Annotated in this window: 21 protein-coding genes and 1 other RNA gene; 10 read left to right on the top strand and 12 right to left on the bottom strand. The window is 51.6% G+C overall.

Annotated features, from left to right (window positions below):
• From KUC_RS05575 to KUC_RS05590, 4 genes are all read right to left on the bottom strand, one after another.
• Window positions 1-1229: UbiH/UbiF/VisC/COQ6 family ubiquinone biosynthesis hydroxylase (locus KUC_RS05575; protein ID WP_040480298.1), on the bottom strand; the 1229-nt coding region annotated here is incomplete at its 3' end.
• A gap of 92 nt (window positions 1230-1321) precedes the next feature.
• Window positions 1322-2551, bottom strand: coding sequence for a 2-octaprenyl-6-methoxyphenyl hydroxylase (gene ubiH, locus KUC_RS05580; protein ID WP_007112158.1), 1230 nt, complete (start codon window positions 2549-2551; stop codon window positions 1322-1324).
• 95 nt (window positions 2552-2646) lie between these two features.
• Window positions 2647-3987 carry a Xaa-Pro aminopeptidase gene (pepP, locus tag KUC_RS05585; RefSeq protein ID WP_040479621.1) on the bottom strand — a complete coding sequence of 447 codons (1341 nt, stop codon included), beginning with the start codon at window positions 3985-3987 and terminating at the stop codon, window positions 2647-2649.
• 35 nt (window positions 3988-4022) lie between these two features.
• Window positions 4023-4601, bottom strand: a complete 579-nt coding sequence (locus KUC_RS05590; RefSeq protein ID WP_007112160.1) for a UPF0149 family protein — start codon at window positions 4599-4601, stop codon at window positions 4023-4025.
• Between the two features lie 286 nt (window positions 4602-4887).
• On the opposite strand from KUC_RS05590, the gene KUC_RS05595 reads away from it, so the two are divergent.
• The 3 genes from KUC_RS05595 to KUC_RS05600 all read left to right on the top strand — a co-directional run bounded on the left by KUC_RS05595 (window position 4888) and on the right by KUC_RS05600 (window position 6100).
• Entirely contained in the window at window positions 4888-5187 is a 300-nt protein-coding gene (locus KUC_RS05595; protein ID WP_040479624.1) for a cell division protein ZapA, read from the top strand.
• A 92-nt stretch (window positions 5188-5279) separates the two neighbouring features.
• A non-coding RNA gene (gene ssrS / locus KUC_RS19265) (6S RNA) lies at window positions 5280-5462 on the top strand.
• A gap of 23 nt (window positions 5463-5485) precedes the next feature.
• Complete coding sequence (locus tag KUC_RS05600; RefSeq protein WP_007112162.1) at window positions 5486-6100, top strand: 5-formyltetrahydrofolate cyclo-ligase; 615 nt, start codon at window positions 5486-5488, stop codon at window positions 6098-6100.
• Between the two features lie 498 nt (window positions 6101-6598).
• Here the strand turns inward: KUC_RS05600 and ilvA are convergent, their stop codons facing one another.
• The 3 genes from ilvA to KUC_RS05615 all read right to left on the bottom strand — a co-directional run bounded on the left by ilvA (window position 6599) and on the right by KUC_RS05615 (window position 9931).
• Window positions 6599-8113, bottom strand: coding sequence for a threonine ammonia-lyase, biosynthetic (gene ilvA / locus KUC_RS05605; RefSeq protein ID WP_007112163.1), 1515 nt, complete (start codon window positions 8111-8113; stop codon window positions 6599-6601).
• Window positions 8114-8292: 179 nt separating this feature from the next.
• Entirely contained in the window at window positions 8293-9132 is an 840-nt protein-coding gene (locus KUC_RS05610; protein ID WP_040479627.1) for a MotB family protein, read from the bottom strand.
• Window positions 9125-9931: a MotA/TolQ/ExbB proton channel family protein gene (locus tag KUC_RS05615; RefSeq protein WP_040479637.1), complete on the bottom strand. Its 807-nt coding sequence runs from the start codon at window positions 9929-9931 to the stop codon at window positions 9125-9127. Before KUC_RS05615 ends, KUC_RS05610 begins: the two co-directional genes overlap by 8 nt.
• A 243-nt stretch (window positions 9932-10174) precedes the next feature.
• On the opposite strand from KUC_RS05615, the gene rpiA reads away from it, so the two are divergent.
• Window positions 10175-10849, top strand: a complete 675-nt coding sequence (gene rpiA, locus KUC_RS05620; RefSeq protein ID WP_007112167.1) for a ribose-5-phosphate isomerase RpiA — start codon at window positions 10175-10177, stop codon at window positions 10847-10849.
• Between the two features lie 25 nt (window positions 10850-10874).
• Here the strand turns inward: rpiA and waaA are convergent, their stop codons facing one another.
• Genes waaA through KUC_RS05635 form a run of 3 tightly spaced genes read right to left on the bottom strand, consistent with a single transcriptional unit; the run spans window position 10875 to window position 14684 of the window.
• The gene (waaA, locus tag KUC_RS05625; protein WP_007112168.1) at window positions 10875-12167 is read right to left on the bottom strand and encodes a lipid IV(A) 3-deoxy-D-manno-octulosonic acid transferase; all 1293 of its coding nucleotides are present in this window, start codon (window positions 12165-12167) and stop codon (window positions 10875-10877) included.
• Window positions 12167-13597 (bottom strand): bifunctional D-glycero-beta-D-manno-heptose-7-phosphate kinase/D-glycero-beta-D-manno-heptose 1-phosphate adenylyltransferase HldE, encoded by a 1431-nt coding sequence (gene hldE / locus KUC_RS05630; protein WP_007112169.1) that lies wholly within the window; start codon window positions 13595-13597, stop codon window positions 12167-12169. Before hldE ends, waaA begins: the two co-directional genes overlap by 1 nt.
• Window positions 13587-14684, bottom strand: a complete 1098-nt coding sequence (locus tag KUC_RS05635; RefSeq protein ID WP_007112170.1) for a glycosyltransferase family 9 protein — start codon at window positions 14682-14684, stop codon at window positions 13587-13589. The genes hldE and KUC_RS05635 overlap by 11 nt, the downstream gene beginning before the upstream one ends.
• Here KUC_RS05635 and KUC_RS05640 point away from each other — a divergent pair.
• The 6 genes from KUC_RS05640 (at window position 14683) to KUC_RS05665 (ending at window position 20788) form a co-directional block, all read left to right on the top strand.
• On the top strand, window positions 14683-15390 hold the full coding sequence (locus KUC_RS05640) for a 3-deoxy-D-manno-octulosonic acid kinase (protein ID WP_040479641.1): 708 nt from the start codon (window positions 14683-14685) through the stop codon (window positions 15388-15390). The two genes, KUC_RS05635 and KUC_RS05640, sit on opposite strands and share 2 nt — an antisense overlap.
• A 77-nt stretch (window positions 15391-15467) precedes the next feature.
• A complete protein-coding gene (locus tag KUC_RS05645) occupies window positions 15468-16232 on the top strand; it encodes a glycosyltransferase family 2 protein (RefSeq protein WP_007112172.1) in 765 nt (254 codons plus the stop codon).
• Window positions 16229-17047 carry a glycosyltransferase family 2 protein gene (locus KUC_RS05650; protein WP_007112173.1) on the top strand — a complete coding sequence of 273 codons (819 nt, stop codon included), beginning with the start codon at window positions 16229-16231 and terminating at the stop codon, window positions 17045-17047. Before KUC_RS05645 ends, KUC_RS05650 begins: the two co-directional genes overlap by 4 nt.
• Before the next feature lie 9 nt (window positions 17048-17056).
• Window positions 17057-18070 (top strand): glycosyl transferase family 90, encoded by a 1014-nt coding sequence (locus tag KUC_RS05655; protein ID WP_007112174.1) that lies wholly within the window; start codon window positions 17057-17059, stop codon window positions 18068-18070.
• Window positions 18057-19067 carry a glycosyltransferase family 4 protein gene (locus KUC_RS05660; protein ID WP_007112175.1) on the top strand — a complete coding sequence of 337 codons (1011 nt, stop codon included), beginning with the start codon at window positions 18057-18059 and terminating at the stop codon, window positions 19065-19067. Before KUC_RS05655 ends, KUC_RS05660 begins: the two co-directional genes overlap by 14 nt.
• Before the next feature lie 44 nt (window positions 19068-19111).
• Window positions 19112-20788 (top strand): sulfatase-like hydrolase/transferase, encoded by a 1677-nt coding sequence (locus KUC_RS05665; RefSeq protein WP_040479644.1) that lies wholly within the window; start codon window positions 19112-19114, stop codon window positions 20786-20788.
• Here KUC_RS05665 and waaF read toward each other — a convergent pair.
• Window positions 20778-21821 carry a lipopolysaccharide heptosyltransferase II gene (gene waaF, locus KUC_RS05670; RefSeq protein WP_007112177.1) on the bottom strand — a complete coding sequence of 348 codons (1044 nt, stop codon included), beginning with the start codon at window positions 21819-21821 and terminating at the stop codon, window positions 20778-20780. The two genes, KUC_RS05665 and waaF, sit on opposite strands and share 11 nt — an antisense overlap.
• Entirely contained in the window at window positions 21814-22770 is a 957-nt protein-coding gene (rfaD, locus tag KUC_RS05675) for an ADP-glyceromanno-heptose 6-epimerase (RefSeq protein WP_007112178.1), read from the bottom strand. The genes waaF and rfaD overlap by 8 nt, the downstream gene beginning before the upstream one ends.
• Window positions 22771-22788 lie beyond the last annotated feature (18 nt).

Genomic DNA, 22788 nt, shown 5'->3' on the forward strand with positions numbered 1-22788 from the left:
AATACCCGCTTCAATGGCACCAACTGGTTCATACCACTCATTCCCAAATTACGCGCCAGCGTCAAAGCCGGGTCGTGGCTGCCAAACAGCACTTTAAAGCCCTTCATGAGCCCCAGCATGGCGCTGTTATCAAAGCGCCGCCGACGCTCATAGCGCCTCAAGGTGCTTAGTTCTCCCCAAGGAGCGCCGCGCTGCCAGGCATGCACCACCTCTTCTGCCAAGACCGCCGCATCCATGAGTCCTAAATTGACGCCCTGGCCCGCCAGCGGATGTATGCTGTGGGCAGCATCCCCCACCAGTGCGAAATGCGGCTGCACATATTGGCGAGCATGGCGCTGCACTAAAGGAAAGCGATGGGCCTTATCGCAGACCGTTACCTCACCTAAGCGGTGGTCAAACGCTTTCCCCAACGCCTCACCAAGCGCTTCTCGAGGCAATTCACTAAGCTCAGCGGCGTGCTCCGGTGTGGTCGACCATACGATTGAGCAGTAATGATCATTACCTTCCATGGTTAAAGGCAGGAATGCCAGTGGTCGGCCATCGATAAATGCTTGCCGTGCCGCTCCACCATGGGGCTTGGCGCACTTAACGGTGGTCACCACGGCCTCCTGCTGCATATCGTCGCTGGCCACCTCAATACCGGCCATTTCGCGCAGCACCGAGTGGGCGCCATCTGCAGCGATTATTAACGGCGCGTGTAGCTGGCGCCCATCGTCAAGTATCAGCCAGTCGCCACGCGAGGCTTGCTTTGAAGGGTTAGCGCTGGTGCGCTGCAGCGCCTGAAGGCGAGCGCCAAAAAACGTGGTGACATTGGGATGGTCAACGACCTGTCTATTGAGTGCGGCCAGTGTAACCTCGTTCTCAACAATATGGCCCAACACTGCTACACCCGCCTCGTCGGCGGAAAAGGCAATTTCACCACTCCCTTCGGCATCCCATACCTGCATGCCTCGGTAGGGGGTTACCCGGGTTTTCTGCATGGCGGGCCAAGCGCCCAAATGGGTTAGCAAGCGTTGAGAGACCGGCGTTAACGCACTGACCCGCGGGGCTGGCAACTTGCTACTGGCATGTTCAATGCTTAAAGGCGCGGCCTTTGCCTCAACAAGTGCCACCTGCATGCCCGCCTGGGCTAACAGCGCACAGAGCGCGGTACCGACCATGCCGCCACCAACAATGATCGCCTCAAAGCATTCCACCGGCGGCTTTGCAATAGATGAGTCCGTATGCATAGAAAAAACCTCTTAAGTAGAGCAAGTGAGCTTTGGGTGATCCGAGGCTTCGTCTGAAAAGTCAGCGAGCGCAGCTATTGCTTATAAATAGCCTAGCGTTCTAACCCCATGGCGCGACGAGCCAGCCCTCGCCGTAGCGGCCCAACCAGATTCAGGCCGATTAACCCCGCTGCGCGGGCATGGGGCAACAGCGGAAAGGAGAGCCCAAACAGCCGCACTAGGCCGTCGCTAAAGCGGATCACGTTGGCGCGATCTCGGGAGCGCTGCTTTTCAAAAGATTGCAGCGTTATCATATCGCCCAATGGTCGCTTGGCCTGCTCACCCTGCTCCAGTGCTTCGACCAGATCCATTACCCCACGCAGGGCTAAGTTAAACCCCTGCCCCGCAACCGGGTGCAAAGCGTGGGCAGCGTTACCTAATACCGCCAGTCCTGGGCGCACCGGTTCTTCAGCGGTAACCAGTGAAAGTGGATAGGCGTGTCGGGTGCCTACCCGGGTAAAGCGACCTACCCGATCACCAAAGGCACGCTGAAGTTGCAGCAGAAACTCACGCTCTGGAAGCTCCATGCGTGCTGTTTCGCTACCACTGGGGTGCGTCCAGATTAGCTCCATGGCCTGGCCGGGCAGGGGCAATAAGGCCATTGGCCCTTGGGAGGTAAAACGCTCGTAAGCGACCCCACGATGGGGCTGGCTCACCCCTACGTGAGCGATAAGCGCCGTCTGCTGGTAAGATTCATGGCGGCTGCCAATACCTAATTGCTCTTTCAGCCCAGAGCGCCCTCCGTCTGCCAATATCGTTAGCCCTGCCGTCAACTGGCTACCGTCTGAGAGTTGCAGATCATGCCCATTAGCCACGGGGGTTAGCCGCTCAACCTTCGCCGGGCAGTGCCACTCCAGCGGCAGCTGGGTAAGCCGTTGGTGCAGCACACGACCCATCCAGGCATTGGGGATTACATGGCCCAACGCTGCGACGCCCAGCTCGTTAGCACTCAGCCGTGTCGCTCCTAAGCGGCCGCGCTCACTAATATGAATGCGCTTGATAGGCGTGGCCTCACCGCGCATCGCTTCCCACACACCCAACTGCTGGAAGCGCTGGGCTGAACCTTCCGCAATCGCGCTGGCCCGGGCATCAAAACTAGGCTGCCAGACATTTTCCTGCGGCTGATCAGCAATAGGCGCCGACTCAATGATCGCCACACGCCAGCCATAGCGCTCAATCAGCGGCGCCAGGGCGCAGCCTAAGCTGGCGCCTACCAGTCCTCCGCCCACAATCACAATGTCATGCGTCAGCGCTCCCTTAATCGCCTGATTAGACTGCTGCATTGGCTTCTCCCGACCACGACGCCGCTTCATAAAAGAGGTAATGATAATTTCGTAACGTAATTTACATAAAGGCTATTGCAAATATTTATGGCTGGTTACTTTTTAGCCATCAATGCTTCGATTTCGACGACCTGTTTAGGTACGTCTGCGGTCAGTACTTCATGACCCTCTTTAGTAACGACTACATTGTCTTCAATACGAATACCCATACCCTGATAAGCGTCAGGAATATCGTCATCACTGGGAATATACAGGCCAGGCTCTACAGTGAGCACCATGCCTGCGGCCAGTGGCCGAGGTGTTTGTTCATCCAACCGGTAGGTGCCGACATCGTGTACATCCAACCCCAACCAGTGTGACGTTGAGTGCAGGTAAAAGCGTCGATAACTCTCGTCATCGATGCGCGCTTGAACTTCGCCCTCCAGCAGGCCAAGCTCAATCAGCCCGGCAGTTAAGTCGTGCACCACGCCCTGGTGGATATCAGCAAGGGTGGCACCCGGCAGGACGGCACTAACAGCGCGCTGCTGGGCGTTGAGCACCACTTGGTAGAGCGCTCGTTGGGCGTCATTAAACCGCCCAGACACCGGGAGTGTGCGAGTGATGTCACCGGCATATAACTCAAACTCGGCACCCGCATCGATTAGCACCAAGCCGTCTTCACACAGCGGTGCGCTGTTTTCAATATAGTGCAGTATGCAGGCGTTGGCACCGCTACCCACAATCGTACTGTAGGCAGGGCCACTGGCCCCATGCCAGACAAACTCATGCTCTAACTCAGCCTGGAGCTGAAATTCGTTCAGCCCTGGGCGCGACACCTGCATGGCGCGCCGGTGAGCATGGGCAGATATCAGCGCCGCATGGCGGAGCAAGGCAATTTCAGCGTCGCTTTTGATTAGCCGCATGGCGTGAATCAACGGGCTGATGTCTAGCCAACCTTTTAGCGGCGGCCGACCACGTCTGAGCCCGGCCTGGGCTTCTTGTAAAGCATCTTCAGCCATGCTGACGGCTTCGGCATTGTCTAGCGGCAGATAAAGCAGCTCGCGACCTGCCAACAATTCGGGCAGCCACTCATCGCGTACTGCGTTTTCAAACGCCTGATTGATGCCGTATTCAGCTACCACGCCTTCGGCGCCCAAGCGGCGCCCCGTCCACGCTTCCATGGTGGGGTCACGATTCTGACAGAACACCACGCTTTCACCTTCAGCGCGCCCAGGTAGCAGCACCAGTAGCGCATCCGGTTCTCGAATGCCCGTCAGGTAGTAAAAATCGCTGTTCTGTCGGAAGGCAAACTCACTATCCCGTGAACGGGTCATCAACCCGGCACCGGGAAGCACCACTGCTGCGTTTTCCGGCAGCTGGGCCATTAAGGCGTCACGGCGGTGGCGATACTCGGCCACGCTGATCGCAGGGGGGGGAGGTAACATTTCGGGCCGCATTGAGGCTCCTAGCATAGTGGTTCAGGCAGAGGCGATTAATGAACGGGCGCGTCGGTTTGTTCGACTTGCGGCATCCCAGGGTGTTGCTCGGTATACAGCAGCATAGCGGCCATGCGGGCATGCTCGGTAAGCGCAAACAGATCGTTTTCATTTTCGGGGCTATCGTCGATATCGGCATCGATACGCCCTAGCGCCTGCAAGTCATCAATCGCCTCACGGAGCGCCTGGGACCAACGCTCGCGCAGCTCGTTGTCGGCAACTTCATCGACTACCTCAATAAAGCCCAGCGTCCACTCTTTAAGGCCCTGCGCCTGCTCGCCCAATGAAAACAGTTCATCAGGTAACAGCGGCGTATAATCCAGGTCGCTGGCGCTGAGCGCCTCCACGGTTTGCCGCCGCCAGCCTAATAGCCGCTCGGCACTGGCTTGATCGCGGGGCTGCTCGACGCCAAGGCTCTGGCAGACTTCGTCCAACCAAGCCTCTGCATTCACATCCCGAAGCGCCAACAGTGCACATAAGCGGCCATCCAAAAAAGCCGGGGACTGCATGCTGCCATGCAGAAGAAAAACATCCGCCACATCAGAGAAGTCCTGACGCTCATCAATCAATGACATAGTCGTTAATAACCTCGTATTCACTGGGTGTATGGCACATCTAGGGTTCGGCACGAGGGCAGGTTTCCGCGAGGGCGCTGTGAAACCATCCCTGGGCGCTACTTTAGCCATCCCTGGGCGAAAGACCCTCGCTTCAACCTGCCCACGTGCTCCTTGGATAATATGTGTAACCGAGATATCTGCGCGTTGACCGCGCACAAGCGCCTCTCTTATAGTGAGCGACACCTATTCCTATGCTGTGATGTTAACGCATTGGGCCCCTTGCTGGCCCGTGCTGGAGTCTTTGATGAGCAACGCCAAGCGGCCAACCAAAGAAATAACCCTGTTAGGGCGCGGCTATATCATTGCCTGCGACACGGGCGAAGAAGCCAAACTTGACCGCGCCGCGCGCTACTTAGACCGCGCCATGCAGGGCATCAATGCCCAAAGCAGCGTGCTGGGGAGTGAGCGTGTGGCGATCATGGCGGCCCTCAATATCGCCCACGAACTTCTTGAAGCCATGGATGAACACCGTGCCGGTGAAGAGAACCTGAACCGATTAAATGATCGCCTTGAGCAAGCATTGGCCAAAACACGCCAGTCCTAGGTATTGTCTAAAAGCGCTGTGAACGGCCTAAAAGCTCTGCGAACGTTTAACCCAGACCTTTGGCATTAGCCGTCGCTCTGTTAGGATGGCGAGGTTCTCTGGGGTGTACGCCAGTCGTTATAGTCCCTCGAGCCTATGCGTAATACCCAGGGGGCCAAATGCTAGCCAGACCCGTGTGCATGTCCGTGCGTCGGAAAGCCTGACGGTCTGGCTGCGGCCACCCACCTGAACCAGTAGGTTCAGGGCCAGAATGACAGCGGCACTCTGGAGAACACCCTCGGTATAAGAGAACATACGAATGGAAAGCCTCCATCTGGATGACGATAAGCGCGCGCTACGCCGCTTTTTACGTCATCAACGCCGAGCCCTTTCTCAGCATCAGCAGCGCCTTGCGGCCCAGCGCTTGTGCCAGCAATTGAAAACCCTGCCTGAAATCCGCCGAGCGCGACGCTTAAGCCTCTATCTGCCCGTCAACGGTGAAATTGATCCTACCCCACTACTTCCCTGGCTGCTTCAGCGTAACATCGATATTTACCTACCGGTTTTACGTCCGTTTAGCGTTAACCACCTCTGGTTTGTTGCCTACCGCCCTGACACCCCAATGGTGAAAAACCGTTTCGGCATTTGGGAGCCTGACGTGCGATTCAGCGCCCAGCGGCGCAATCGGCTGCCGACCTGGGCGCTAGATACGCTGATTGTGCCGGTAGTAGGGTTTGATGCCAACGCTAACCGCATGGGCATGGGGGGGGGATTTTATGACCGCAGCTTGGCGTTTATGCATCGCCCAGGCCCGTCGCCTACCTTGATTGGCGTCGCCCATGCCTGCCAGCAGGTGGCGTCTCTACCCGTAGAGCCATGGGATGTGCCTTTACAGGTGGTGGTCAGTGACCTAGGTTGCGTACGCCGCCAATAATAAGCTGCCCAAGAAAAAGGGCTGACCTGCTAAAGGATCAGCCCCTTCCATATGGTATCTGATATCTGTCACCTTACAGTTGAAAGCGTTGTTGCTGCCATTGTAGGTGTTAACTTGCAGGGGCTAACTTGCAAGGATTAGCTTCCTGACAACGCCTGTGCATAGCCGGTAGCAAGCACCCCTAATGCAAACACCACCATCAACGCCATTACCATATCAGGCTTTTTCCGCCGCATGCCGCTTCTCCAACACCTTTGCCGTTGCCGAATGTGTTAAATCAACCACCCTTTACTGTTTTAAAAGGGTGGCAAACTTGATTAATTTCACTCACGACTATAGGGCTATATGGCTATCGCTGACAACTGGTTTAGCGGCATTTTTTAACCTCATTTCTGAGGATTAAGTTACGTTATGTTACTAGCAGCTCTTACGTTCAAGGTAAGCAACCACTTACCCACAGCTATTTACTCACACCTATACCCTCACCGCTGTGCAACACTAAGCCATAAACAATCGGTAGGCAGGATTATCGCTCTCGCGCCAGTAACGGTAGCCGATTGCGTCTAAATACTCAGCCACATGAGTGCGGTCACCGTTAGGCACTTGCATACCCACCAACACTCGACCATAGGCAGCGCCATGGTTGCGATAATGAAATAGCGAGATATTCCAATCGTGAGGTAATTGCGTCAAAAAGTTCATCAGCGCGCCTGGGCGCTCGGGGAACTCAAAACGGTATACTTCTTCTTCAAAATGTTCGCTTGGGCGACCGCCGCTTAGGTGACGTATATGCAGCTTCGCCAACTCATTTTCGGTCAGGTCTTCCACTTGGTAGCCACCTTCACGCAGCTTGTCGATCACTGCCTGACGGTCTTCACCGCCGGGCTTCACTTGTACGCCCACATAAATATGCGCTTCGCCGCTGTCAGCGTAGCGATAGCTAAATTCGGTCACCATGCGCTTGCCTAGCGTGCGGCAAAACTTTTTAAAACTGCCGGGTTTCTCGGCGATGGTCACCGCCAGAATCGCTTCACGCTGCTCGCCTAGCTCCGTGCGTTCGGCAATGTGCTGTAGGCGATCAAAATTGGTATTGGCGCCAGAGTTAATGCACAGCAGCGTCTCGCCTTCAGCGCCGGACTGCTGGATATATTTTTTCAGTCCCGCCAGAGATAACGCACCGGAGGTTTCCGCCACCGCGCGGGTATCCTCAAAAATATCTTTCACCGCTGCGCAGATTTCATCGGTATTGACGGTAATAACGCCGTCGATAAGGTCTTTCACTAGCGAAAACGGCACCTCGCCAATTTGCGCGACCGCAACGCCTTCGGCAAATACGCCCACTTGATCGAGCACTACCCGCTCACCCGCCTCTAATGCGGCTTTAAGGCAGGCGCTGTCCTCGGCTTCGACACCAATCACTTTGATATCCGGGCGCAGGTACTTCACATAGGCGGCCACACCTGCGATTAGTCCACCGCCACCGACCGGCACGAAGATGGCGTCTAAGCGCCCAGCATGTTGACGTAAAATTTCCACGCCGATGGTGCCTTGACCGGCCACCACATCGATATCGTCAAATGGCGGAATATAAGTGTAGCCGTGCTCTTTAATCAATTCCTGAGCATGCTCGGCAGCAGCGGCGAAGGCGTCTCCTTTGAGGATGACCTTAGCGCCCCGGGCGCGCACCGCCTGTACTTTGATATCCGGCGTGATCCGCGGCATAACAATGACAGCTTTGACGCCCATCAGCTTAGCGGCCATGGCCAGCCCTTGAGCATGGTTACCGGCGGAAGCGGCAATCACGCCTTTATCTTTCTGCTCCTGCGATAACTGCGCCATTTTGTTATAGGCGCCACGAATTTTGAACGAAAACACCGGCTGTAGATCTTCGCGCTTAATCAAAATCTGGTTGTTGAAACGACGCGACAAAAAGGGTGCAGGGGAAATCGGGGTCTCACAAGCGGCTTCATAAACGCGGGCTTGGAGGATCTTTTTGACGGTTGCTTCTAGCATGCGGGTATCCCAAGGGAAGAACGTGAACGTACAAAGCTTTTATTGGTAGCAGATTACGTATAGCGCCGTCTAGGAAACTGACAGACTTTCCGTTTCTCAATGAGATACTGCCTACCGTCATTACCACTCACTAGTACTTAGGACATTGCGTGATAATGACGTCTAGGGGTCTCTACAGTCTAATCCTCGGAAGGTGGTGGCATGGCAGCAGCAAGCACTTCACGCTCCACCGCCTCACCAAGCTGCAAAGTGATCTCCACGCGGCGGTTACTCGCCCTCGCCGCCTCAGAGTCATTGGGTCCCAGCGGACGAGTATCAGCGTGACCTATCACTGTCAGTCGGCCAGATTCTAACTCATCATTATCCAGAAGAATATTTGCTACCGTGGCCGAACGCATGGCCGAGAGGTCCCAGTTGCTGCGAAAGCGGGAGCTGCGAATGGGCACATCATCGGTATAGCCATCAATGGCAATGTCGCCCGGCATCTCTGCTAACGTCACGGAGAGCATTTGCAGCAATTCAGCAAAGTCATCTGTAACTTCAGCGGAACCCGATGGGAAATAGCCTTGCTCATCAATGCGAATCAATACGTTAAAGCCGTGCCGCTCTACCCGCACGCCACCTTCGTCGATGGCAGCACGTAGCGCATCATTGACCTTGAGATGCCACTGATCAAGCAGATGCTCGACCTGTTTCTGAAACTGCTGGCGATAAGTAGCGTGGCGAGTTTGTTCAGCCATTGTCGACTGACGCACCTCATCACGTAAGGTGGGTTCCGGTTCAGCCGGTGAGAAACGGTCGAAGACCGCACTTGTGCCCATGGGAATCACTTCCGCTGGCACTTGGCGCTGCACCCCAAATGCTTCCGACATCTCGCCAGCCAGCTGCTTGAATCGAATCAGATCAATCTCAGCAAACGAGAGCAGCAATACAAAGAAGCAGAGCAGCAGCGACATCAGGTCAGCATAAGTGACCATCCAGGGAGGAATCAGCCCGCTCCTTCGGCCTCGCTTAGCCATTGGGCTCTTCACTAGACGTTGCCTTAGCTGGCTTGACTTCTTTAACATTACGACGATCTCGTACTTCATCTGGCAAGTAGGCCAGCAGCATCTGCTCGACAATTCGAGGATTCTTATCTTCCTGAATCACCAGCAGCGCATCCGTCCATAGCGCTTGTAGCTTTTCCTGCTGATGCATTCGCGTTTCCAGCTTCTCGGCTATCGGCTTGGCAATCACGTTAGCGATCAACACCCCATAGAGTGTTGTCAGCAAGGCCACTGCCATCGCAGGGCCGATGGAAGAGGGATCATCCATGTTAGCAAGCATCTGCACCAGACCGATGAGGGTACCGATCATGCCCATGGCGGGCGCCACTTCATTGAGCATGGTGAAGGCCCTGGCCCCGGCCTGATTGCGGTCCAGGGTCATCAGGCGCTCTTTATCAAGTACTTCCTTAACCGTCTCTGCTGAAAACCCATCGGCAAGCATCTGCAAACCCTGCTTGAGATAGCGGGAACTGGCCTCAAAATCCTCCAATGATAGCAAGCCTCTCTTGCGTGCCAGCTTAGAGATCTCCAACACCTCTTCGATGGTAGAAGCCGTATCGGGGAGGCTGTGTTTAAATGCTCGGCTCACGGCATGCAGTGCCATGCGGCATTCAGAGAAGCGCAGCTGGGAGAGCACTACCATTAGACTTCCTCCCACCACAATCAGCAGACTGATTGGGTTAAGGAAGATCATCGGAGAAGCGCCGAGAGAAATCGCCCCAGTTACCATTGCTATGGCACCGACCATGCCGACTATAGTGGCTAGATCCATCGTTATCCTCTGAGCTTATCTGGGCCAACACACTACTTAAAATTGTCCGTGTACACCTTGATGCCCATCAACAAACAACCTTTATAAGCAGCCGAACGCTCAGCTTTAGCGCTATGCGGCAGCAACATGCTAGACACGCAGATAAACCAAACCGAAAAACGACTAGCTGCATTACCATCGGCAGGCAACGACTAGGTCGCTATACTAGCGCCACTAACTTATCTCTGACCCACAAGGCTTACTATGAACCAGGATGAATTGAAGGCCGCCGTGGCGGACGCCGCGATTAAAGAAATTGCGTCTCAGCTAGAAAAAGACACTGTTTTAGGCATTGGCACCGGCTCCACGGCTAACCTGTTTATCGATCGTCTAGGGCCGTTGCGCGACCGTTTTAAAGGCGCGGTAGCGAGTTCTAAGGCGAGCGCCGAGCGTCTTGAGAGACTGGGCATTGAGGTGTTTGAGCTCAATGACGTTGGCACAGTGCCTTTTTATATAGACGGTGCAGACGAAGTAAATGCTCACTTACATATGATTAAAGGCGGTGGCGCCGCGCTTACCCGCGAAAAGATTGTGGCTGCCTGTGCTAAGCGTTTTATCTGCATTGCCGATGGCTCAAAGTACGTGTCTCAGTTAGGTAATTTTCCGCTGCCGGTAGAAGTCATCCCCATGGCGCGCTCCTATGTCGCCCGTGAGTTGGTAGTGCTAGGGGCTGAGCCTGTCTACCGCCAAGGGGTGGTGACCGACAACGGCAACCAAATTATCGACTGCTTTGAATTTATGATTGCAGACCCGGTGGCTATGGAAGCGCGCATCAACGCTATCGTAGGTGTTGTTACCAATGGTCTGTTTGCCGCCCGCGGCGCCGATGTTCTGCTGCTGGGCAAAGAAGATGGCGTGGAGCGAATAGCGTTGACATAACAGCTCTTCACTTAGCGACACAGCGTTAACGGGGTAGTAGCGATGCCAACCCTGCCAGGGTGCGGGACAGTGCGCCTTTTTGTGCCTTAATCACCTCGCGCCCTGCTTGCCCGGCCTTTTTAGTCCGCTCTGGAGCAGCAAAGTAGCCCGCCAAAACTTCTGCCAAGGCGTCAGGGCTATCGATCAAGGTCAGGGCGCCAACGCTTTTCAGCGGCTCGGCCACATCGGCAAAGTTTTCAATGGAAAGGCCGCTGAGTACAGGTCGGCCTAACGAAGCTGGCTCAAGCACATTGTGCCCGCCCAACGGCACTAGACTGCCCCCCACAAAGGCCACATGGCCTGCCGCATAAAGCATAGCCAGCTCACCGAGCGTATCCCCTAGGTAAACCTGGGTTTGCGCCGTCACGGGCTGCTGTTGGCTGCGGCGGCTAAGTGTCCAGCCTTCTGTTTGGCAAAGCTTTGCTACCTCATCAAAGCGCTGGGGGTGACGTGGCACCAGCACAAGCAGCGCATCAGGGTAACTTTGCAGCAGTTGGCGATGGGCCTTAAGCAGTAGCGCTTCTTCGCCTTCCCGGGAGGAGCCAGCCACCCAAACCGGACGCCCCTTCCACTTTTGAAGTAAGCGCTCACTCTCTTTTATTGCCATGCTTGAAGTGACTAGCTCAAATTTTAACGATCCGACTATGCTAGTGATATCCGTGCTGCAGCCGAGGGTGTTAAAGCGTTCGGCGTCTGCCTGTGATTTTGCAGCTAGCCAGCTAATCTCGGCGAGCGTGCAGGCCATCAGCGGGCGTAGGCGTTGGTAACGCTTAAAGGCACGAGGCGATAAACGCCCATTGACCACTGCCATGGGAATCCCCTGCTGGTGACAGGCGTGGATCAAGTTGGGCCATAGCTCGGTTTCAAACAGAATCGCGAGTTCAGGTTGAACGCTACGTACAAAGCGTTTGGCAGCGCCAGGAAAGTCCAGTGGCAGGAAACGGTGGGCAAGCCTTGTTGCATCGACGGTTGGTTGCTCGCTAATGAGCGCTTGAGTTTGCTGGGCACCCGTCGCGGTCATGGTGGTGAGCAGCAGGCTATGCGATGGATAACATTCTAATAGCCCCTCAATCAGCGGACGAGCGGCGCGCACTTCTCCCACCGATGCACAGTGCAGCCAAATGCGCGGCGCGGGAGGAAGCGGCTGAAGGCTTAAACCCAGCCGCTGAAAACGCGAGTAAGTGGGCACTTGCTCACGCCAGATACGCCAACCAATTAACGGTGAGAGCGCATACAGCGCCGCCGAATAGGCAAGCCGAGGCCAAGTGGGTAAAGCCATTAGCGCTCGCGATCTAAAATTGAACTAATCATCGCCGAGGTCGAAACGCCATCTTCAAAACCCAGTACTTTAACGTTACCACCATTGGCCATAACCGCCGCGCCCCCGGCGATATTTTCCGGGCGGTAGTCGCCACCTTTGACCAAAATATCAGGAAGCACAGCTTCGATTAGCGCCTGGGGGGTATCGTCACTAAACGGCACGACCCAATCGACAGCGCCTAACCCCGCCAATACCTGCATACGACGGTTTAAGGCATTAATCGGCCGCTTAGGCCCTTTTAAGCGACCAATGGAGGCGTCATCGTTAACCGCGACTATCAAACGGTCGCCCAAGCGTTTGGCCTGCTCCAGGTACGCGACGTGGCCAGCATGCAAAATATCAAAGCAGCCGTTGGTCATTACCACCCGCTCACCGCGTAGCTGGGCTGCTCTTACAGCCTCTATCAGCACAGCAGGCTCAATTACCCCAAACTCGGCTAACTTATCGCCGTGTAGCGCAGTGTAGAGCTCGGCGATGGAAAGCGTGGCCGTGCCCGGTTTGGCCACTACCAACCCAGCCCCCAAATTAGCCAACATCATCGCTTCAGGAAAAGCATGACCTGACGCTAGCGCTAATCCCATTAGGCCAATAACGGTATCGCCCGCCCCTGTCACATCGAAAACTTCTTGAGCGCGGGTAGGTAAGTGCAGCGGCGCGTGCCCTTCGCGAATAAGCGTCATGCCTTTTTCGCTGCGCGTGATCAATAGCGCTTCCAACTCAAGCTCAGCGCGCAGCGCTTCGCCCCGGCTAGATAGCTCCGCATCCGTCGCACAGGGGCCAACCACGGCTTCAAACTCAGCGAGATTGGGGGTGATTAAACTTGCCCCACGATATTTGCTGAAATCATGCCCTTTCGGATCGATCAGCACGCGCTTGCCGTGTGCTCGCGCCTTGGCAATCAGGTTTTCCACCTGATTTAGGGTGCCTTTACCGTAGTCGGAAAGAATGACTACATCGCAGTCGGGGAGCGCCTTTTCTACCTGGGACACTAACTCACTGGTCTCGACACTGTCCAAACGCTGCTCAAAATCCAGACGCAACAGCTGCTGGTTGCGACTCATCACACGCAGTTTAGTGATCGTGGGTATCTCAGCGTTACACTGAAAGTAAGTACTTACACCAGAGGCAGTCAAGCTGGCTTGTAGAATCTGCGCGTTCTCATCGACTCCGATCACGCCCGCCAGCACCGCATATCCGCCGAGGGAGGTAATATTCAATGCCACGTTAGCCGCCCCGCCAGGGCGATCTTCGACATCTTCCACGCGCACCACCGGCACAGGTGCCTCTGGGGAAATGCGCGAGGTACCGCCATGCCAGTAGCGATCGAGCATTACATCGCCGACCACTAGCACCCGGGCATGTTCTAAGGCGGTTAAATCAATTTTCATCGGTGCTCCCTGCGCTGGAGGTTGAAGCGGTATGCGAAAGCAACGCATCCAGCTTGACAATGACTTCGTCTGCTTTAATCAGCATCATGGCGTTGGGGTGGCGCACTCGCTGGCCCCAGCTCACTTCGTCTACCGATTTATGCAGATAAGTACGCACCGCCTCGGGGTATGCGTTAACTGCAAAATCACGCCACAAATAGGGCGCGGCACGCTGGGGATTGGTGGATGCATAAAGACCCAGAGCGGGCGTTCCCATGGCATTGGCCATATGGATTGGCCCGGTATCCGGTGCAATCACAGCACGCGCTTGATCAATTAGCGCTAATACCCCTTTCAAAGAGGTGCCCCCAATCGCGTTAATCACGCTTGCAGGCTGGCAAAGCGCTTCGATTTGATCGCCTATCTCCCGCTCCAAGGCACTTCCGCTACCGGTCAATACGCTTTTAAGACCGTGCTGTACCCAAGCGTGTTCAATAACGCTAGCGTAACCCTCCACCGACCAGTTGCGAAAATTACGCAGGCGTATGTTACTGCACGGGTTAATAACTAAGTAGGGCGCCTCACCGCTGATGACCTGTGCTTCATTCCGTGCCGTATATGACACAGGCAAATCCCACGTTAAGCGGTCATCTTCTATTCCGAGCACCCGGGCGAAGTCCATAAAGGACTCCAACACATGGGCATTGGGGTGCGGCGCGAGCTGATGCTGGGTGAACCAGTGTTGAGCATCTTTGGCGCGAGCCTTGTCATAGCCCACACGTACGTTAGCCTTCAGCCCGAGCGACAATACGCTGGCACGGATGGCTTGCTGCATGTGTAGCAACACATCGAAACGCGTATCAGCAAGCTGGCGCCACAACGCGCGCATACCGGCAATACCGGTCGCCTTGTCGTAAACAACGAACTCGACCCCGGAAAGCCCCGCCAGTAGACTGTGCTCCCCCTTGCCGATAATCCAGGTAATGCGCGCATCGGGCCACTGGCGCTGCAACGCCCGTACCGTAGGCACGAGATTGCACACGTCTCCAAGGGCGGAGAGGCGCAAAATGGCAATGTGGTTAGGCTGAACAGGCAGAGAGGGCTTCATGCGCTTAGCGGCACTCCGGAAGAAAAATTGGCTGATTTTACATGATGTAGACAGTTTATGTGACGTGCCGGGAACACACCAAATGGATCCAGATCTATTCACTAGTGATTACTGGCGTGAACGTGGATTAATTGTAGGCGAAGCCCCTGGGCGAGGTAATAGCCTTTTCTTGCAGGCAACACCTAAAGAGCAATGGGCGTTGAGGGCTTATCGTCGTGGTGGCATGGTGGCTAAAATCAGTGAAAAACGCTACTTATGGGCCGGCGCTGAACGTACTCGAGCATTTCGCGAACTTCGATTAACTAGCGCACTTTTTGAACAAGGGTTACCTGTACCGCGCCCGGTCGCGAGCTGTGTTACCCGCTACGGTTTTTGCTATGAGGCAGCGATAATCACTGTTCGCATAGAAGGTGCGCAAGCGCTAGCCGAACGGCTGATTAAGGACTCGGTGAACGAAACGCTATTGCAGCAAGTAGGGTTGATGATTAAGCGCTTTCATCAAGTAGGCTTGGACCATGTTGATTTAAATGCACGTAATATTTTGGTCGACTCCAGCGACACCCCATGGCTGATTGACTTTGACCGCTGCCGGTTGCGCGCACCAGGTAAATGGAAGGCAAACAATCTGGATCGACTGGCTCGCTCATTAGAAAAGTTAAAAGTAGGCTCGGCAATTCATTCAATAAAGACAGGGTATACGAATTAGGGTCTTTGCTAACGGTTTTTAAAAAAAAGCTATCACATGAACAAAAGACCTAACGTTTATTAGATATAGGTATAGCTATGAAAATAAGTCATGTAACACCTGTCTTGATAGTTAAAAATGGAGAGGCCACTATTGGTGATACGTTAGACGCTCTCTCCTCATTTAAAAAAGTGATTGTTTATGACAATGGTTCAGAAGACCGTACTTTATTAATAGTCAATGAATACGCTAACGTTCAGCTAGTTCAAGGTGCTTTCTTCGGTTTTGGGATTACCAAAAATGTGGCAGCCAGCCACGCAGAAACTGCATGGATTTTTTCGCTGGACTGTGACGAAACCCCTGATCAAGCATTGATCAATAACATAGCAGATTGGCATCCAAAGGATGACAACTGCGTCGTTGAAATCCACCGGGAGAATTTCTTCTGTGGTAAACCCATCAAAACCAACGGCTGGGGAAACGACATTTTAATAAGAATTTACAATAAAGAAAAACATAGTTTTACCAAAAGCCAAGTGCATGAGAAAGTAGCTCTTCACTCAGACTCATGTAAAATAAAACTATCTGGAAAGCTCCAACATACTGCCATTACAGACTTGAAACAAATATTAGATAAAGCACAGTTGTATTCTGAAATCTATGCCAACTCAAACAAAGCAAAGCTTTATTCATTTCCAATTATTATATTGAAGACTTGTTTTGCATTTTTGCGCTCATATTTACTAAAATTAGGCTTTCTGTCGGGGTGGCGTGGTTTCGTTATTTCAGTGGGTGACACTATTGGTGTTTTTTTCAAGTACGCTAAAGTCTATCAAAAAAATAAAAGTGGGTATATCCAATGAAAGTCAGTTTAATTATCACTACGTATAATTGGCCTGACGCGCTGAAACTAGTTCTTTTAAGTGCAACACGTCAGTCATACGATAACTATGAAGTGATTGTCGCCGATGATGGGTCTGAGTCAACTACTAAAACTACTATTGCGAATATACAAAAATTATCCCATACGCCTATCATACATGTTTGGCAGAAGGATAAGGGATTTCGTGCGGCAGCTATAAGAAACAGAGCGGTCGCTAAAAGCAGTGGCGATTACATTATATTTATTGATGGGGACTGCATTCTTCACTCTCACTTTATCAGTGATCATGCTGCTCTCTCTGAAAAAGGCTTCTTTATCCCCGGCTCTAGGGTAAAGTTAAAAAAAACGTATTCTGAAAAACTTTTAAATAGTCAGCATCCTTTTACTTTTTTCACAAGAGCATCCATTGTTAAGCTTTGGTTGTTAGGCAAAGTAAAAAGAATTCATCCCATAATAAAACTACCTGCCACTAAGTTTCGATATAAAAGACCGAAACGCTGGCAGGGTGCCGTAACTTGTAACTTAGGTTTATGGCGTGAAGACTTTTTATCAGTTAATGGCTTTAACAATGATTTTATAGGTTGGGGCCTTGAGGATAGTGACCTAATAGTGAGATTGATCAACAATGGCATCTATCGCAAAGATGGAAAATTGAATAGCTTTATTATTCACCTCTTTCATCAAGAGGCCTCTAGAGAAAATGAAAGTATCAACAGAAAAAAGTTTGAGCTTTCAATTCAGCATAACATCAAGGTAACGCCATTTGGCTTTTTTCAAATCGAAAATATTGAATAGACCAAACCGATGATAGATACTCAGCGGCTACAAAAAAACATGCGCAAAGCAAAACCATATTTTACATTGATTAATGTGTTACTAAAGCCTAAAAAATTTTCGCGTTTTGAGATGCGAAAGCTTTACACTAAGCACTATTTGACTGCCACAACGTCTCAAAAAGAAGATATCGATAAGCGAGTCGCTTACTATAACAAATCTAGCATTAAAAACGACTCAAATTATATACCACAATATAAAGTTGGAAGTTTTAAAAAAGATCATGCTTGGTCGTATTACGTAGATATGAAGGAGCTATTATCTTACTTCGACGATAACCTTTTATTTGACTATCTACCTGGTGATATTCAAATAGTGCCTAAAAATCCTGCTTTTGTAAAAAGCAGGCCCATTGTAGAAAACAATGATAACTCCATTCTATTAAAGCTAAACAAGATACGGCATTATAATTTTATCCAGGATAATAAAAACTATGATGCTAAAAAAGATCTTCTTGTTTGGCGAGGAGCTTGCCACCAACCTCATCGACAGTATTTTATTGAACTTTATCATGGGCATCAACTTTGTGATGTCGGAGATGTGCGTGACAATATGATAGGGTCACCTTTACATAAACCTTTTATGAACATCAAAGAACAACTTGATTATAAATTTATATTAAGCATTGAAGGGAACGATGTCGCTACTAATTTAAAATGGATCATGTCATCTAACTCTATCTGCTTTATGACAAAACCAAAATTTGAAACTTGGTTCATGGAGGGCGCGCTAGTACCTGGCAAACATTATGTTGAATTAAATGAAGATTACTCGGATTTACAGGAAAAAATAATTTATTATCTTGCTAATCCAGATGAGGCAAAAAGAATTATAAAAAATGCAAATAAATATGTTAAAAAATTCAAAGATAGTGGCAGAGAAAAATTGATTTCTTTTCTAGTTATGCAAAAATATTTTATATCTTTCAGTGATCTCGATTTCAAGCTAATAACCAAGAGCGCATTTTCTAGTGAAAAACTTTGAACCCAAGACAGAAAAAAAACCAAACATACATATCTTCAATAGCTTCCGGACAGAGTTTGGAGGAAGTGAGCAAGAAGCATTAAACTTAGCAGCCATATTGAGTAAGCATGCACATATCTCATTATGGGCCAGCTCTTCACGTGCTTGTCCAACTCTGATGTCAAAAAACAATATAAAACATATAGACATTTTTAAAAAAGATAAAAAACCTAATGGAGGAATCTATATTTTTGTAGGTTGCCATTGGAGAAACAAGTTTTGGCCTTACTTTATACCACGACCTTCAAGGCTGATTAACATATACAATACTTTTCATCCAAAGCATATTGCGCTAACGAAAAAAAGCCCTCTCTTGTTAAAATGGCCGACGACAGAATATGTGCTAATTTCACACTTCCAAAAGCAAGAATTAAACATTGATGCTAAAATCTTCCCCTCTCCTATTGATTTAAATCATTTCAATAATTTTAATAGAAAGCCTGCTAAAAAACAAATACATGTTGGTCGAATGAGTAGAGACACTCTGGAAAAACACAATCTTGAAGATTTAAGAATATATACTTGGCTTGCTAATAATAACGCTAAAGTTATGCTACAAGGTGCTTCTTCTTTAAACAATAAAATTGAGCCTCATGAAAATATAACTCTATTAAAGAGCGGAGCTATTGACGCAAAATTATTTTTAGAAAACTTAGATATCTTTTATTATCGAACCGGGGCCCATATTGAAACATTTGGTCGTGTCATATTTGAGGCAATGGCCTGTGGTGTTCCTGTAGTTGCTGAAAATCGGGGTGGCTACACTGACTGGATAGAAAATGGGAAAAATGGCTTTTTATTCAATACCACTCAAGAAGCAATAGATTGTCTAGAATTATTAATGAGCGACAATGAGCTTAGAGAAAAAATATCAACCGAAGCTATAAATACAGTGCATGAAATGTACGGAGCTAAGGCACAAGCCGCTCAAATTTCTTATTATTTATACGGACATTGATTCGTGGGCATTATACGTATGCTCCACATTTTTAAAGGAACACCATGATTCCTAGGCTAAATAAGACAAATGTAAGATTTGGTTCGATAATACTAATCGGCCTCTGCCTGGGTTACACCGTCACGGTAATGACCCGCCTGCCCTGGTGGACGCTATTTTTTGTTGCCGCCGCTTGGATTGGAGTGGGGGTTAAGCTACGTTGGGGCAAGCCTGTCAACGCCCGTTATCGTAAAATGTGGCCCTGGTCGCTTGTTCCGTTAAGTCTTTGGGGTGTTTATGTTTACTTGGCGGACAGCTTTGGCATTGTCGATTTGGGTGCGGTGTTTTTTCACCTCCAGGCAGGCATGGCAGAGCATGGTGGTGCAGGCAAAATGATGTCCGCGGTGCTCTACACGCTGACAATGATCGGCATTCTCGCGGCCGTGACGTGGTTATCACGCCACGACCAGCGATGGCGTTTAGCCGAGCGCTTTTTTGCTATTTTGTTGTTGGCTAGTAACCCATTACTTTATGGCCTAGGCCAACGCAGTGCGGCGATAGTCACCGATGACGGTGCCTGGCTTGATCGCCGCTACAAGCCGCCCCCCGTTGAGGAGCTAAGGGACACCCCTAACTTACTCATCCTGTATCTGGAAAGCATTGAGCGCACCTACTCCAATGAGCTATTTGGTGATGCCTACGCCGACCTCAACGCACTGGGTGAACGAGGTGCCGTCTTTGAGGGCGTGCGCCAAATGAATAATACAGGCTGGACAATGGCCGGCATGATTGCCAGCCAGTGCGGCGTGCCATTGATGCCCGCAGGTCTCCTCCACGATAGCCAGTTTGATCCCCTATCTAAGGTTGTCCCAGGCGTCGATTGCCTTGGCGACATCCTTGCTGCACGGGGCTACCAACTAAGCTATCTAGGCGGTGCTAGCACGCAGTTCGCGGGTAAAGGACTGTTCTATCGTGGCCACCAATTCAATACAGTGAAGGGACGTGAAGATTTAGAGCCCCTTCTAGAGGATCCTGAGTATGTGAATAGTTGGGGCCTGTATGACGACACTCTGTATGACATCACCGCCGATGAGATCAGACGCTTAGACAAACAAGAGAACGGCCCCTGGGGCGTGGTTAGCCTGAATTTGGCAGGTCATGCGCCTAACGGATACCCCTCTCAGTCCTGCGTCGAAAACCAGGGTGAATTTGATGGGCAAGATATTCTTTACTCGGTGGAATGCGCAGCGTGGCTTGCCCGAGATTTGGTTAAACGCTTGGAGTCCGAGGGTCTTCTCGATAATACCTTGGTGGTCATACTCAGCGACCATTTGACGATGCGAGTTTCAGTGTGGGATCAACTGACCGCATTAGACCGCGACAATACGCTGATTATGCTGGGTAACGGTATTGAGCCCCAGCGTATTCGCCGAGACGCTACCATGCTGGATGTTTTTCCCACGCTGTTAGATGCACTGGGCTTTCATTTGGAACGCGACCGTGCTGGATTGGGTACTTCACTTTTCAGCAATAACCGAACGCTAGTAGAGGCGCATGGCATCGAAGTACTCAATGAACGCTTGCGGGAAGAGACGGCGCTTCAGCACCGCCTTTGGGAAGGCATCTCCCCTCAGCGGCGCGATCCCGATGAGCTCTCTCAAAAACCTTCACAAGAGCCCTCTCAAGAGCAAATATTAGAGACGCCTGCGGACATGGCAGACGAAGTTGAGCTCATCCATTAACTATCACACTCTCCCACTGTTGAGCCGCTCGTATCTGTTGATAGACTTGCTCAACGCTGAGTTGATTAAGGCAATTGGTGTGCTCCAACGGGCAAGTTCGCTGAAAGCAGGGAGAGCAGGAGAGCGCTAGGTAATGGATGACCGCGTTATCGGTCAATGGCGGCGTGTAGGCGGGCGATGAGGAGCCGTATAGCGCATGGATACGAACGCCTACCGCTGCGGCTACATGCATTAATCCCGAGTCATTAGTGACTACCTGCCGACAATCTGCCAGCAGATCAACTGCATCTGCCAACTGCGTTTTACCGCACAAATTATGAGCATGGGAAAGTCCCTGAGTAATCTCCTCTCCCGCCGGGTGATCCTTTGCCCCACCTAGTACACGTACTTCAAAACCCTCTTCCACCAGCCGTTTGGCTAATGTATGAAAATAACTAACCGGCCATTGCTTGGCAGGGCCGTACTCGGCGCCCGGCATCATGCCAATTGCAGAACGCGATGAAAGCGAGTGAGTCAGCCGTAAATTGACCAAATTATCGCGGTCAATCTGCAGTCTCGGCTTGGGCAGTGCAAAGTCACCGCTAGCCGCTTCTTCCAAGGGTAGGCCAAGCGATACAAAGCGTTTTACCGTTTGATCCAGCACCTGTTTGTCGAGTTTGCGGCGCTCTTTGAGGAGTCCATATCGGTGTTCGCCTAAAAAGCCTATACGCTCGGGAATGCGCGCCATAAAGGGCACCAAAGCAGCTTTCCAAGAACGTGGTAGTACAATGGCGCGATCAAAACGTCCGCGCAGGCGGTTGGCGAGTTCACGGCGGCTGGCCAAGCCAAATTCGCCGTGACCCACTGCCAGCGGCAGCACTTCATCCACCTCAGGCATGCGCTCCAAAATAGGCTGAGACCACGCCGGGGCAACCACGCCTATCGTCGCGCCTGGCTGACGGGCTTTTAAAGTCATAAACAGGCTTTGTGCCATGACCATATCGCCCACCCAAGAGGGGCCAATCACCAGCAGGCGCTGATTTGAGTTAGCCATTTAACCACTCCAAGTAGGCCTTCACCCCTTGAGCAACGGTTTTGAACTCAATATCACAGCCGCTCTTGCGTAACTGGCCAATATCGGCACGGGTATAGCTCTGATAGCGTCCTTTGAGTTCTTCGGGGAAGGCAATGTAGTCAATCTCACCTTTACCGTAAAAGCCGATAACCGCCTCGCCGATGGCTTTAAAAGGCTCAGCTCGACCGGTGCCAAGATTAAAAATGCCGGATTGATCAGGGTGATCCAAAAACCATAGGTTCACATCAACCACATCGCCGACATAAACAAAGTCCCGGCTCTGCATACCGGCCTCGTAGCCGTCATAGCCGCCAAACAGCTTGAGCGTTTCGCCATTACGAATTTGCAGGTGGTTATGATAGGCCACACTGGCCATTTTGCCCTTATGCTGCTCACGGGGGCCGTAGACATTAAAGTAACGAAAGCCCACCACTTGGGTGGTTAACTCGCTCCAGCGCGAACGCACATGCTGATCAAACAGCAGCTTGGAATAGCCGTATACGTTAAGCGGCTTTTCGCACTCGGGCACCTCTTTGAAGACCTCGCTGCCTCCATAGGTGGCGGCTGACGAGGCATATAAAAAAGGAATACTCTGCTGCTCGCAGTAATTAAGCAGCACTTTGGAGTATTCGAAGTTATTCTCCATCATGTAGTGGCCATCCCACTCGGTGGTATCCGAGCAGGCGCCTTCATGGAAAATAGCATCGATCTTAGGTAGTTCGACACTTTCACCGCGCAGGGCAGCTTTTACTCTGGCGAGGAAATCGTCCTTATCGAGATAGTCCGCCAGCGTGCAGTCGGCCAAATTGACGAATTTGGTACCATCGCGTAAATCATCAACGACCAACACATCGTTTCGACCGCGGGCGTTCAATGCTTTAACTATGTTGGCCCCGATAAAACCGGCACCGCCTGTTACCACAATCATACTGTTCTCCTTACCTAA

Origin of the sequence: Vreelandella boliviensis LC1, from assembly GCF_000236035.1 — a bacterium.
GTDB classification, from domain to species: Bacteria; Pseudomonadota; Gammaproteobacteria; order Pseudomonadales; family Halomonadaceae; genus Vreelandella; species Vreelandella boliviensis.